The following is a 14,063-nucleotide window of genomic DNA, read 5'->3' on the forward strand; positions in this document are numbered from 1 at the left end:
GGATAAGAATCGTGTCGTGGCGTGGCATTCCGCTGGCCGAATGAATGGTCGCTCCGCTTGAAATCAAGACGGATCGCGCCGACGCCAAGCGAGCTCAAGAGGCAGATGCAAATGAGCAAAGAGCAATTTATTGTAAATGCAAATGAGAATGATTTGCAATTGATTTATTGATGAAATGGAATTAATATCCAATCCAGCCATGAATTTCTCGCCGCTCTCGCCTCACCAAACGCCCGCATTCAAGGGCGCTATTGACCAAACCCCAATCTACCTACCGAACCCCTCCGAGCGCTCCCATGAAAAGAGATCAACTTGTCGTCGACGAAGAAAATTTTCTAAACCTTGCCGGCATCGATCCCATGCCCTCGCCTGCCGAACTGAGGGCGCAGTTGCCGCTCAGCGCGGTTGCCGCAGAAACAGTAGCCAGCGCCCGCCGTGTAGTCAGGAATATTCTGGAACGGCGCGATCCGCGCTTGCTGGTGGTGGTCGGTCCCTGCTCGATCCACGATCCCGAGGCCGGCCTGGAATATGCGCGCCGCCTGCAGCAACTGGCCGCCGAACTGGCCGATACGCTCTACATCGTGATGCGCGTGTATTTCGAAAAACCACGCACCAGCGTCGGCTGGAAAGGTTTGATCAACGATCCCGGCATGGATCAGTCGTTCCGCATCGAGGACGGCATGCACCTGGCGCGCCGCTTCCTGCTGCAAGTCAACCAGCTCGGCTTGCCGGCCGCGGCCGAAGCGCTTGATCCGGTCTCGCCGCATTACCTGGGCGAGCTGATCAGCTGGGTCGCGATCGGCGCCCGCACCACGGAATCGCAAACCCATCGCGAGATGTCGTCCGGCTTGCCGATGCCGGTCGGTTTCAAGAACGGTACCGATGGCAGTGTCGAAACGGCGGTGAACGCCATCTTGTCGACCTCGCGTCCGCATGCCTTCCTCGGCATCGACAGCGATGGCCGCGCCGCCATCATCCGCACCCGCGGCAATCCGCACAGCCACCTGGTATTGCGCGGCGGCAGCGCCCGCCCCAACTACGATAGCGTCAGCGTCAACCTGGCCGAGCAAGCGCTGGCCAAGGCGCAGCTGGCTCCCAACATCGTCATCGATTGCGCACACGGCAACTCTTACAAAAATCACGCACTGCAAGCAGCCGTGATGAGCGACCTGGTGCATCAGATATGCCAAGGCAATCGCAGCATCCTCGGCAGCATGATTGAAAGCTTCCTGGAACCCGGCAATCAGCCGATACCTGGCGATCTGTCGCAGCTGCGCTACGGCTGCTCGGTGACAGACCCATGCGTCGACTGGGAGAGCACCGCCGCCATGTTGCGGGCAGCGGCGGATGCCTTGCGCCACGTACTGCCCGGCCGAATTCCCGGCGCACACCTGACTGCGAACGCAGATACCTCATGTACCCTAAGAAAGCAATGAAACAGCTGTCCCCGACTCAGGCCATCATCATCGTTGCCGCCATCCAGTTCGTCTATATCCTCGATTTCATCATGCTGCTGCCGCTGGGGCCGGACCTGGCGCAAGCGCTGGCTTTCCCTAGCGACAAACTAGGCTGGCTATCGGCGGCCTACACTTCGGCAGCGGTAGTTTCCGGCCTGCTTTCGGTGCGCCTGCTGGACAGGTTCGACCGCAGATCGGTGCTGCTGCTGGCGTTCGGCGCAGTCGGCCTGTGCACGCTGGCGGCGACCTGCGCCAGCAGCCTGTGGACGCTGATGCTGGCGCGCGGCCTGACCGGTCTCTGCGGCGGCCCCGCGATTGCGCTCGGGATGGCTATCATCATCGACAGCACGCCGCCGGAACGGCGCGGGCGCGCCATCGGCAAGGTCATGCTGGGGTTCTCGATGGCGGTGATCGTCGGCGTGCCGCTGACGCTTGAACTGGCGAGCTGGGGCGGCTGGCGCATGCCGTTCTATACGGTGGCCGGCCTGGCTACCATGGTCTGGCTGCTGGCCGCATGGCGCTTGCCCAAGCTGCGCCAGCATCTCGATCAACCGCGCAAGCAGCTGGTCAGCGCCCGTAGTCTGCTGGCCCGGCCTGCGGTACGAGCGGCTTGCCTGGTGCAAGCGCTCAGCCAATTCTCGGCGTTCCTGGTGATTCCTCAATTCTCGGCTTACCTGCTGCTGAATCTCGGTTTCCCGCGCGAACGGCTGGGTATGCTGTATTTTGCGGGCGGCGTAACCGCGATGTTGACGGTGCAATTGCTGGGACGGTTGGCCGATCGCGCCGGCCCTCTTCCTGCGGCGGCGATCGCCTCGCTGGCTTTCTGCGCCGGTCTTGCGCCATTTTTCAACATGAATGCGCTACCGCTGGTAGTAGCGTTCATCTTGTTCATGGCTGGCAACGCCGGCCGCAACGTCACCTTGGCGGCGCTTACCAGCCAAGTACCGGGGCCGCACGAACGCGCCGGATTCATGTCCTTGCAAAACATCGTGCAGGATCTGGCAATCACCGTGGCAGCGTTGACATCCAGCCTGATGCTGGGGGAAACCGTGGACGGTCGCTTGACTGGAATGAACATGATCGCGCTGCTGTCTGCGGCGCTGGCGATCGCCGTGTTATGCGCTGTACCGCGTTTGCATAGGCCGCTGGCGGAGCTGGCGTCAAAATAAATCAGCGGCCGTACCAATAACGACGGTGCTGATTCCGGTAGGTATCGACACTAACCGTGTCGCCGAATTTCAGCAGGATCGCACCGTCGCTGTCATTGCGGAAATTCTCTATCCCCAAATTCTGATAGCGCTCCAGCACCTGCTGTTTCGGATGACGGAAGCGGTTGCGATAGCCAAGCTGGAACAGGGCGATTTGCGGTTCGACTTCCGCCAGAAATGCGGCAGTCGACGAAGTGCCGCTGCCATGATGCGGCACCAACAATACATTCGCCTTCAGTTGCCCGGCGTGGCTGGCGATCAACTGTCTTTCCTGTGCCGCTTCGATATCCCCTGGCAGCAAAATGACCTGCTGACCATGCGTGATCTTGAGGGTGCAGCTGACAGTGTTCGCGTTGAATTTTCCCGGCGCAGCCGGCGCCGGATAATACGCAAGATTCGGGTACAGCATTTCAAATTTCATCGTCTCCGATTGCCATGCTTGACCGTCGTGGCAACGCCTGTGATCGGTCGCGGCCTGAACAATCGGATGGTTCAGTGCCAAAGATGAATATACAGTGTCCACCTTGACGCTCTCCATGATCGATAGCGCACCGCCGGAATGATCGTTATCTGCATGCGACACCACCATCGCCTCCAGCCTGGTTATGCCGCGCGCTCTCAGATAAGGAATGATGACGCGGCTGCCGCCATCCGATGTTGGCGAATAGTATGGCCCGCTGTCGTACAACAGACGGTGATCGGCAGTCTCTATCAATACAGCCATCCCTTGGCCGACATCGAGCGCCGTCACCCACATTTCACCGGCGCCGGGGCGGCTGCCGTTATCCAGCAGCAAAGGCAGCCAGCCGGCCAGCGCCAGCCAACGCAACGGCCAACCGCGCGGCGCCAGCAACCATAGAGTCGCCAGCAGCGCCAGCGCGAAAGTCCATGTTTGCGGCGTCGCCGCCTGCCACACTGCAAACGGCAAAGCGCTGAGCCAGTTCAGAAAGTTCGCCAATTGCTCCATCAGCGCATGCGCGCCGCGCCACAGCCAGGTCGAGAGCGGTGCCGGCAGAGCGCTGGCGATCAGCGTCAGCGGCGTCACGACCAGGCCGACCAATGGAATCGCCAGCGCATTGGCGAGCGGGCCTATCAATGAAACCCGGCCAAACAGCAATGCCGTCAGCGGCAGCAAACCGACGGTCACCGCATATTGGGTAGCGCCGGCGGCTTTTAAGTTGCTGCGCCAGCGCGCCAGCCGGGTTTTCCCTTCAAGCGCCATGCCCGGACTGCGGCCGACACTGGTGTAGAGGATCACGCCGACGGCGCAGAAGGACAGCCAGAATCCCGGCCACAGCAAGGCCCAGGGATCGATCAGCAACACCAGCGCCAGCGCCGCGCACAACACATGCGAAACACTGGCGATACGTCCGCTCCACAAGGCCAGCGCCACCACCAGCAGCATATATAAGGTGCGTTGCGCCGGTACGCCGAATCCTGCCAGCGCGACGTAGCACAGCGCAACCAGCGCACCGCTTAATGCGGCGACTTTTTGCGTCGGCAATAACAAGGGCAAGGCAGCTCTGGTGAAACAGGAGCGCCGCCACAACGCCACTATAATGGCCGCGAACATGCCGGCAATCATGGTGATATGCAGGCCTGAAATAGCGACCAGATGACTGATGCCGGTGCGGTTGAATACCTCCCAGTCGGATTGATCGATGGCGTTCTGATCGCCCACCGCCAGCGCCACCAGCACACCGGCATAGCGATGCTCCGGCAAGGCTTGCAAAATCCGTTGGCGCAAGCGGCTGCGCAACACCTCGATCAGATTGCCGGGACTGAGGACAAACGCCTGCAATTGGCGGTTCTTTACATCCAGTTTCTGATCAGGACGCACGTAACCGGTGGCGCGCAGATTGCGTTCCAGCAGCCATGCTTCGTAATCGAAGCCGTGCGGATTGGCGTTGCCGTGCGGACGCTTCAAACGCACGGTCAACTGCCAGCGCGCACCTGCCTGAACCTGAGCCGGCGGCGGCTGGCCTGCTGCCCGATACCAGCCCAGCGCCAGGCGCCCCGGAACGACAGGCGATTCGCCATCCTGATCCAGCGCTTGTTCCACTGCAAAAGTAAAACGGACGCCGGCCTCGAAATAAGAGGGCAAGCTGTCGACCGTGCCGATCACAGTGATGTCGCGCCCTTCCCACGCCGGCGGTAATTCATGCTGCAAATAGTAATGAGCAAACAGTCCAGCCCAGGCAATGCCGAACAAGGCGCCGGCCAGCAGGTTCGCGGCCGATTTGAGATAGGGATAAGGAATCTTGCAAGCGGCCGCAATCGACAACGTCGCCAATGCCAGCAAACAACATAGCAGCCAAACCGTAGGCAATGCCGCCTGAGTTTGCAAAAAGCCAACACCAAGGGCAAAACCGATGACAGCGCTGCGCATGCTCGCCGCCTGGCTGCGTTACTTGGCCAGCGCCGCCAGACGCGGTAAAGCTGCGCGGGCATTGGCGGCAGTTGCCTGCGCAAGTTCAGCTGGCGCAATCCCGCGCAGCTCGGCCAGCACGGCGCCGATACGGGGAATTTCCTGCGGATGGTTGATCTGCGGATGCAGCCAGGAAGGCGACATATCGGGCGCGTCGGTCTCCAGCACCAGCGCTTCCAATGGCAGTTCGACCGCCAGCCGGCGGATTTGCAGCGCCCGCGTAAACGTCATCGCACCGCCGAAACCCAGCCGGAAACCCAACCCGATAAATGCTTGCGCTTGCTGAAAACTGCCGTTGAACGCATGCGCAATACCGCCCGGTACTTTGATCCGGCGCAAATGCTTGAGGAGAATGTCTTGCGAGCGCCGCACATGCAGCAAGACTGGCAAATCGAATTCGCGCGCCAGTTTCAACTGTTCGACGTAAAAATGCTCCTGCTTTTCACGCATGGGACCGCTATCCAGGCCGGGGACAAAAAAATCGAGGCCGATTTCGCCGATTGCTACAAAACGCGGGTCGGCCAGCGCCGCGACGATCGCCGTGCGCAACGCCAGGAGATCGGCTTCATCGGCCTGCGGCACATACATGGGATGGATGCCCAGCGCATAAGTGCAATTCGGCAGTTTTGCGGCCAGCGCCGCGACCGTGGCGAAATTGGCGCGCGCCACCGCCGGCATCACGATCCAACTGACGTTCTGCTGCGCCGCCGCTGCCGCGACCAGCGCCTGTTCACCGCCGAATTCAGCGGCGTCGAGATGGCAGTGAGTGTCTATCCACATTGGGTGATCTTTTCAAAATTAAAAATGTCCAGCAAGGCGCTAATGCCGTTCAGTTAGGCGGCACGAATTCCCCCGTTGCGTCATTCCCGCGAACGCGGGAATCCATTTTCGCCGCCATACTCAGCAACCTGGATTCCCGCGTTCGCGGGAATGACGGGGCTGCCATATGGGGGAATTGCCCCTAACTGAACGGCATTACCAGCAAGGCGCGGCTTGATAGATTGTCATCCTAGCACGCACTGGGAATGCTTTATATAAGCACCCCCATAAACAATCCCATCGCTCCGCCTCAGAGCCTGATAACATGATGCCAAAAAGTATTTGTCAGAAAGCATTGTAGATGTCCATACCGTCAATCCCGTTCGACCAGCGCGAATTCCGCAACGCCTTGGGAACCTTCACTACCGGCGTCACCATCATCACCGCTTGCCAGGCCAACGGTAAACTGGTTGGCGTCACCGCCAACAGCTTCAATTCGGTCTCGCTCGATCCGCCGCTGGTGTTGTGGAGCTTGTCGAAATCGTCCAACAGCCTGGCGGCTTTCGAAGCCGCCGAATATTGGGCGGTGCACATCCTGTCGCACGATCAGGACCAGCTGGCCACCCACTTCAGCAAACGCGCCCACGACAAGTTCGCCGGTCTCAACCTGGAAGCCGGCATGGGCGGCGCGCCGCTGCTGACCGGCTGCACCACCCGCATGCAATGCAAGACCGCCTACCGCTACGATGGCGGCGACCATATCATCATGGTCGGCGAAGTCATGCACTTTGAACATTCCGACATCGCGCCGCTGGTGTACCAGCGCGGCAATTACGCCATCGCCACCCGCAAGGAACTGGCCGACGAAGCCGAAGCCTTGATCAAGGCCACCGCCGCCTCCGACAGCTTCGATGAAAATTCGATGAGCTATCTGCTCGGCAGCGCCTATTTTCATTTATACGGAAAGCTGCGCGAATTCGGCGCGCTGCAAGGCTTGAACGATGCCGAATTTTTCGTGCTGAACACGCTGGCCGCACGCAACGGCCGCAGCCTGGCCGAGTTGAACCGTTTATTCGTCTACGCCGGCCATACGCCGCTGATCAATGTACTGGACGACATGACCGCACGCGGCTTGCTGCAAGTGGTGGTGGATCAGGGCGAACGCAACGAGCGCGGCCTGTTTTTCCTGACCGCCATCGGTCACGAACTGGCGCAAAAAATCGCCAGCGCCGGCAAGCAAACCGAACAAGCTTTGTTGAACAGCCTGGGCGCAGTCGACACCGTTGCCTTGCGCACCCTGCTGCGGCGTTTCATCACGCTCACCGACGAAGGCAAGCTGCCGGGCGAATGAGCCATGAACCCGGGGCGGCAATGTATTACACTGAAATTCTACCCATGATGGATTGCCGGCCGCGCCAATGAACATCCGCTTCCTCGAAACCTTCGTCTGGCTGGCGAAGTTGAAAAACTTCCGGCTGACGGCGGAAAAACTGCACACCACCCAGGCCGCGGTATCGAGCCGCATCGCCACGCTGGAACAGGATTTCGGCGTGCGCCTGTTCGATCGCGGCGCGCGTGAAGTGGCCCTCACCACCGACGGCAGCAAAGCCTTGGTCTACGCCGAACGCATCGTCAAGCTGATGCGCGAAATGAAGGACGACATGTCGGCGCGCGACAACTATTCGGGCGTGCTGCGGATAGGCGTGATCGAATCGATCGTGCACAGCTGGTTCCCGGATCTGATCGGCCGCATCCACAAACTGTTTCCGCAACTGGAAATCGAAATCGCCAGCGACACCACCATCCACCTGCGCGAACAGTTCAGCAAGGGCGATCTGGATCTGGTGCTGCAGGCGGAGCCGGTGATCGCGCCGAATATCCGCAATCTCAAGTTGTGCGAATTGCCGATGCGCTGGGTCGGCAGCAGCAAGCTGGAGATCGGCAATGAAACCCTGAGCCTGTCCGATCTGGCGGCTTTCCCGCTGGTCAGCTTTGCCCGCAATTCCGGTCCCCACACCATCATCGAGCAGCTGTTTTCCAACAGCGAACGCGGCTCGCTGCACATCAATTGCATTACCTCGGTAGCGACCATGATACGGCTGGTCAGCGACGGTTTCGGTGTCGCCGCGGTGCCGCCTGCCATCATCCAGCGCGAGCTCAACGACGGCAGCCTGCAGCTGCTGCGGGTCGACGCCGATTTCCCGGCGCTGCTGCTGATGGCCTCGTTTCGCAACGATCCCGAAAATGCCTTGACCGAAACAATTGCCAGCATCGCCCAGGAAACCGCCTCCGAATTCGCACTGAATTGGGGCCCTGAAATCGCCCGGCTGCCGTCCGGCCCGCTGGAACTGCCCTTCCCGCCTGTCTAAGCCGGCAGCGGCGCCCGCTTAAGCGCCCCACTTTTGCTCATAAGATTTTCCATTCAATTGCGCTGACAATTTCTTGTTGGACAGCCGTGCATTGGCTACGCATACTCGATTCATCCGGTTTCGGAATACAGCGCGCTGCCACAAGCGGCCCGGCAGGCAACCTTCCGGTCAAACTTCCCGGCGACGGTCGTCATCGAAACGCCGCGCCATCCTTCGCCTTCGATATGCCTATTTCAGCATTCTTCGTTGCGGGGCAGAATCTATTACATGCAAGGTGACATCACATGAGCAACGCCATGAGCAACACCATCAATACCGCAGACACGCTGGACGACACCTACAGGAAAATCGCCTGGCGGCTGATTCCCTTCCTGGTCTTCCTGTTCATCCTGGCCTGGATAGACCGGGTCAATGTCGGTTTTGCCAAACTGCAAATGTTGCAGGACCTGCAATTCAGCGAAGCCATCTACGGCCTCGGCGCCGGCATCTTTTTTATCGGCTACTTCCTGTTTGAAGTCCCTAGCAATCTACTGCTGGAAAAAATAGGCGCCCGCAAAACCCTGGCCCGCATCACCATCCTCTGGGGCTTGACCTCGATGGCGATGGTGTATGTCAAGACGCCGGCGACGTTTTATGTGATCCGCTTCTTCCTGGGCGTATTCGAAGCCGGCTTTTTCCCCGGCGTGGTGCTGTACCTGACCTACTGGTTCCCGGCCGCACGGCGAGCCCGCGTCAACGGCTTGTTCATGACTTCGTTCGCCATTGCCGGCGTGGTCGGCGGGCCGATTGCCGGCTTCATCATGAGCAGGATGGATGGGGTCGGCCATTTCGCCAACTGGCAATGGCTGTTTCTGCTGGAAGGCATACCGTCGGTCCTGGCCGGCCTCATGGTGCTGCTGTACCTGCCGGAAAAACCTCGCAACGCTAAATGGCTGAGCGAGGCGGAACAACAGGCGGTAAGCAATGCGCTGGCGATGGAAAACCATGACCATGATCACGATCATAAGCACACTTCGCTACGCGACGCCTGCCGCGATTACCGGGTCTGGATCTGCGCCGCGGTGTATTTCTGCGTGGTCAGCGGCAATGCCACGATTGCCTTCTGGTCGCCATCCATCATCAAGGAAATCGGCGTCGCCGGCAATCTGCAGATCGGCCTGATCTCGGCGGTTCCTTTCCTGGCCGGCACCATCGCCATGATCTGGAACGGCATTCATTCCGATAAAAGCGGCGAACGGCGCCTGCACTGTGCACTGGCGACGCTGGTGGCCAGCATCGGCTTGATACTGACCGGCTTTTTCATCGGCAATGCAGTGCTGGCGCTGTGCGCGCTGACGCTGGCGGCGATCGGGATCCTGGCGGCGTTCCCGGTGTTCTGGTCGATTCCGGCGGCATTCCTGACCGGCACCGCAGCCGCCGGCGGCATTGCGCTGATCAACTCGATCGGCAACCTGGCAGGCTTCGCCGCGCCGTATCTGATCGGCTCCCTGAAAACCACTACCGGCAGCGTCGCCTCCGGACTCTACTTCGTGGCGGCGCTGGAATTCTGCGCGACGATCTTGGTTTTACTGTTTATCAAAAAAGTCCGCTAAATCTGCTTCAAATCCATCTTAAACCCGCACCGCCTGGCGTTGACGCCAGGCCATCCCTTTAAAACTGAAATCATCATGCACATCTCTTTTCAAGTCGAGACCGAGCAAGGCTCGCATCAACTCGACACCGATATCCAAATCCTGATCGTGGCCGGCTGGGCCGGGCGCGACCACGCCGCCATCGAACATCACATCGAAGAACTGGCCGCGCTCGGCATCTCCCGCCCTAGCGCAGTGCCGCTGTACTACCGCATCGCCAGCAACCAGCTGACCCAGGCCTCGCAAGTCCAGGTGGTCGGCCCCGATTCATCGGGCGAAGTGGAAACCTTTGTCTTCGCCGCCGATGGCGAACTGTACGTCAGCATCGCCTCCGACCACACCGACCGCAAGCTGGAAGCGCACAGCGTGGCGCTGTCGAAACAGGCATGCGTGAAACCGGTCGCCGGCAGCGCCTGGCGGCTGGCCGAGGTAGCCGGCTATTGGGATGAACTGGTGATCCGCTCCTACATCGAAGAAAACGGTGAACAACGCTTGTATCAGGAAGGTCCGCTGGCCTCGCTGCGCACTCCGCAGGACCTGATCGCCGGCTACACCGATGGCGCCGCCATGCTGCCGCCGGGCAGCGGCATGACCTGCGGCACCGTCGCCGCCATCGGCGGCATCCGCCCGGCGCAGTCATTTACAATGGAGCTGTTTGATCCGCGCCGGCAACGCACGCTACGCCATCACTACCAGGTTGAAGTGCTGCCGGAAGTTGCCTAAGGCAGTGTTGGATTTCATTCATTTTATCGAGGCCGCATGACTACCACGCACCCCACCCTGAACCAGCTATCCGAAGCGCTAAGCCAGAACCGCGTCAGCTCGGCAGCCCTCACCGAAGCTGCGCTGCAACGCGCACAGGAGCCGTCCGGCGAAGGCAGCCGGGTATTCACCGAAATCTATGCAACCGCAGCACGGGCGGCGGCGCAAGCATCGGATCTGCTGCGCGCCAGCGGCCAGACCCGCTCGCCGATAGACGGCTTGCCGATCTCGGTCAAGGATTTGTTCGATGTCGCCGGCAGCACCACCCGCGCCGGCTCGGTGGCGCTGCGCGACGCCGCACCGGCCAGCGTCAGCGCGCTGGTGGTGCAGCGTTTGGCGGCAGCCGGCGCCGTCATCGTCGGCCGCACCAACATGACCGAATTCGCCTATTCCGGCCTCGGCCTCAATCCGCACTACGGCACCCCGCGCAACCCCTGGGATAGAGCCAACGGCCGCATCCCGGGCGGTTCCTCGTCCGGTGCGGCGGTGTCGGTCAGCGACGCCATGGCGGCCGCCGCCATCGGTTCCGACACCGGCGGTTCGGTGCGGATTCCCGCTGCGCTATGCGGCCTGACCGGTTTCAAGCCGACCGCACGCAGGGTCTCGCTGCAAGGCGTATTGCCGCTGTCGGCACAACTGGATTCGATTGGCCCTATCGCCAACAGCGTCGCCTGTTGCGCCACGCTCGACGCCATCCTGGCCGGCGAGCCGATACCGGCGCTGCGGCCATATTCGCTGCGCGGCCTGCGCCTGGCGTTGCCGGCCACGCTGGTGCTCGATGGCGTTGACAGCCAGGTCGCGGCGGCATTTGCCAACGCCCGCCAGCGGTTGCATGCGGCTGGCGCACTGATCGAAGAAATCGAGATACCTGAATTTGCTGCGCTGGCTGCCATCAATGCCAAAGGCGGCTTCAGCGGCGCCGAAGCCTACGCCTGGCATCGCACCTTGATCGCCGAGCGCGCCGCCGACTACGATCCACGCGTGATCTCGCGCATCTTGCGCGGCAAGGAGATCAGCGCCGCCGATCTGATCGATCTGTTTGCGGCGCGCAAGCAATGGATCGCCGCAGTCGAAGCCAGGATCTCCGGCTACGATGCGCTGCTGATGCCAACCGTGCCTATCGTGGCGCCGACCATCGCCGCGCTGGAAGCCAGCGATGAGGCCTATCACGCCGCCAACGGCTTGATCTTGCGCAATCCATCGGTGATCAATTTCCTCGACGGCTGCGCGCTTTCGCTGCCTTGCCATGCCATCGGCGAGGCGCCGGTTGGATTGATGCTGGCTGCTGCCGGCGGCAATGATCGCAAGATCCTGGAGATCGGGCTGGCGGTGGAAGCGGCGCTGGCAATTGCCTGAAACAGGCTTAGTGCCAGAAGAGGCGCTGGCTGCGTTGCGCTCCTTGCCAGCGCCTCTTCTGGCAAGAACGAATCTCACGGATATTGATGAAATGAGTTCTAGATATTTCCCGGACAAACGAAGCCCCTCAACACATCCGATATCAAGGGATTGGGCAAATTGCCCGTATCCAGGCCAATCCGCGCTTTGCGCCCGTCGACATCAAACGTCACCATCGAGCGTCCGGCAACACCAGAATTGCTCAGCGTTCCACGTTCGAGTAAGCGGAATAATGCCCACGGTCCGTTGGTAATGATGCCGGAGGTTTCCGGGCGCACGCTTGGCGTAGCGCGTATTTCTGCCGCCCTTCCGCCGTTTGGCCCCGGCCAGTTGATGGTAAAGGGTCGTACCGGGCCATGCGAATAACGCTCTGCTTGCCCGTCAAAATCCATGACCAATTCTGTGATGGTTGGATCAAGTTCGTTTATTCTCATATCCACTTTCCATGCCACTTTTTTGCTATTCGGATCTTGGAAAAAGGTTTCATGTATAGCTTGAACTTGGGCAAAGTGCTCAGGGTTCGGGCCTTCCTTTGCCAGTAACTTGAGCATCTCGCTCAACAAGGTGGGACCGGCATTGGCGCTTGCGGCGGGTATGCCGGCGGCCGCTGTCATGGCGTCCGCCGGTGACAATAGATTGGTGACGCCGGGGGCTTTATAGCGCCATGGCCGTCGGCTCATATCTACGAACGGGGCCAGCTGCTTTTGGAAAAAAATTTCCGCTGCATTGCCAGCGCCGAATATGCGAGCAAAATCATCCAGTGAGACTTCTTGCGCGCTGGTCGCAAATGGATAACGCCCCGCTATAGTTTGTCGACACACGCTACTCACTTGAGAGGTCAACATGCCGTTGATTTGATCGACTTGTTGCTGTGCTTGCACGCGCAAGATAGCGGCGCTGCCATCAGCTATTTTTTGTACGCCGCTGTCAGCTAGAGCAGTCAGAACCGCTTTGAATGGCGCCGGCAATTTATCGCCTTCCAGCTTCAAATTCACCCCCGCATCGACACTGTTCGACGGCAAATTCTTGCTATTGAGTGCGTTGTCGGCCACTACCAGCAAGTTGTAATACGCATTGAGCAATGACGCAATGTTGTCTAAACCCAGTTTGCTGGTGTCGCCCGCAGGCGTTGCTTGTGTTAGTCCGGCATCGGCTTGACCGGTGACGACTTCGCGTAGCGCCGCAAAGCGGTTATCGACCAGTTCCCTTTCTTGCCGCTCCTGCGCGCTCGTGCCCAAGACGTCGCGGCTCTTTTGATTGAATTTGTCGGCCGCTTTATCAAGAAAGTTCTTGTCAGTCTCACTCTTCGCAGATAACGGACGCGATAAAGTGGTTTCACGTGCAGCCGCTCGTGCCACGCGCGACAACGGTGAATCAGGTGCTGCGAACGCCCGCAATATGGTTACATCAAACGACAAATTGCTACCGTTGACGGCACGGATATCCTCTAAAAACATCGTCCACTGTTGCGTATATTCTTCCAGATATTGGCGGCGGATATCCTGCATTACCGGATCATTTTTGAGAGTGGCTTTGGCAACATCGCTGACTATTCTTGACGTATCTCCCATGACCCAGGCATCGTCGAGTTTGGCCTGATTCACAAATTCCGACAAATGCTTGTCAAACACATCATGATAGCCGTCGTAGGTAAATATGCCGGGAATCCCGCTTGCGAGCGGTTGACGCGAGGCGCGGCTAAACACCGTGCCTGCTTGCGGTCCGACCGCTTGATTCAATGTGAAGTCCGGCGGTGCATCGGCAAGCATGGCTGCTTTTACCCGCTCATAGATTCGTCGCGTAGAAAGGTTGGCTCCAAGAAAAGCACGGGCTTCGTCTACCAAGGTGAGATTTTGCCGGAAGGGAGATTCGACTACACGTTGATCAGAAAACAATTGATTCACATGCGTGACCATGGCAGCGCGGCTGCCAAACACGGTGCCGCTGCCACTTGAATCCCAATCGTTTTGTACCCAGGCCTTGAGATCATTCGCCTTGTAATGGGTTTTGTCATGCAATTGCAAATACACGCGCAAGGTGTCGTAAGTGGTTTG

General features: G+C 59.7%; 10 protein-coding genes. 7 read left to right on the top strand and 3 right to left on the bottom strand.

From position 1 onward, the window contains the following. Window positions 1–296: 296 nt before the first annotated feature. A complete protein-coding gene (locus KHU33_RS12530; RefSeq protein WP_211463308.1) occupies window positions 297–1,436 on the top strand; it encodes a 3-deoxy-7-phosphoheptulonate synthase in 1,140 nt (379 codons plus the stop codon). Continuing rightward, the gene (locus KHU33_RS12535) at window positions 1,433–2,626 is read left to right on the top strand and encodes an MFS transporter (RefSeq protein ID WP_211463310.1); all 1,194 of its coding nucleotides are present in this window, start codon (window positions 1,433–1,435) and stop codon (window positions 2,624–2,626) included. The genes KHU33_RS12530 and KHU33_RS12535 overlap by 4 nt, the downstream gene beginning before the upstream one ends. A gap of 1 nt (window position 2,627) precedes the next feature. Here KHU33_RS12535 and KHU33_RS12540 read toward each other — a convergent pair whose 3' ends face one another. Together KHU33_RS12540 and KHU33_RS12545 are read right to left on the bottom strand one after the other, a co-directional pair. Continuing rightward, the gene (locus tag KHU33_RS12540) at window positions 2,628–5,054 is read right to left on the bottom strand and encodes a DNA internalization-related competence protein ComEC/Rec2 (protein WP_211463312.1); all 2,427 of its coding nucleotides are present in this window, start codon (window positions 5,052–5,054) and stop codon (window positions 2,628–2,630) included. A gap of 18 nt (window positions 5,055–5,072) precedes the next feature. Beyond that, window positions 5,073–5,873, bottom strand: coding sequence for a TatD family hydrolase (locus tag KHU33_RS12545; RefSeq protein ID WP_211463314.1), 801 nt, complete (start codon window positions 5,871–5,873; stop codon window positions 5,073–5,075). 340 nt (window positions 5,874–6,213) lie between these two features. On the opposite strand from KHU33_RS12545, the gene KHU33_RS12550 reads away from it, so the two are divergent. The 5 genes from KHU33_RS12550 (at window position 6,214) to KHU33_RS12570 (ending at window position 11,970) form a co-directional block, all read left to right on the top strand. Beyond that, window positions 6,214–7,203: a flavin reductase gene (locus KHU33_RS12550; protein WP_211463316.1), complete on the top strand. Its 990-nt coding sequence runs from the start codon at window positions 6,214–6,216 to the stop codon at window positions 7,201–7,203. Window positions 7,204–7,270: 67 nt separating this feature from the next. Continuing rightward, a complete protein-coding gene (locus KHU33_RS12555) occupies window positions 7,271–8,221 on the top strand; it encodes a LysR family transcriptional regulator (protein ID WP_211463318.1) in 951 nt (316 codons plus the stop codon). Window positions 8,222–8,505: 284 nt separating this feature from the next. After that, window positions 8,506–9,813, top strand: coding sequence for an MFS transporter (locus KHU33_RS12560; RefSeq protein ID WP_230414224.1), 1,308 nt, complete (start codon window positions 8,506–8,508; stop codon window positions 9,811–9,813). 75 nt (window positions 9,814–9,888) lie between these two features. After that, the gene (locus KHU33_RS12565; protein WP_230414225.1) at window positions 9,889–10,575 is read left to right on the top strand and encodes a DUF2848 domain-containing protein; all 687 of its coding nucleotides are present in this window, start codon (window positions 9,889–9,891) and stop codon (window positions 10,573–10,575) included. Between the two features lie 36 nt (window positions 10,576–10,611). Beyond that, entirely contained in the window at window positions 10,612–11,970 is a 1,359-nt protein-coding gene (locus KHU33_RS12570) for an amidase (RefSeq protein WP_211463320.1), read from the top strand. Window positions 11,971–12,068: 98 nt separating this feature from the next. On the opposite strand, the gene KHU33_RS12575 is transcribed toward KHU33_RS12570, so the two are convergent. Continuing rightward, window positions 12,069–14,063: ImcF-related family protein (locus KHU33_RS12575; protein ID WP_329956046.1), on the bottom strand; the 1,995-nt coding region annotated here is incomplete at its 5' end.

Origin of the sequence: Collimonas silvisoli (assembly GCF_018305005.1) — a bacterium.
GTDB classification, from domain to species: domain Bacteria; phylum Pseudomonadota; class Gammaproteobacteria; order Burkholderiales; family Burkholderiaceae_D; genus Collimonas; species Collimonas silvisoli.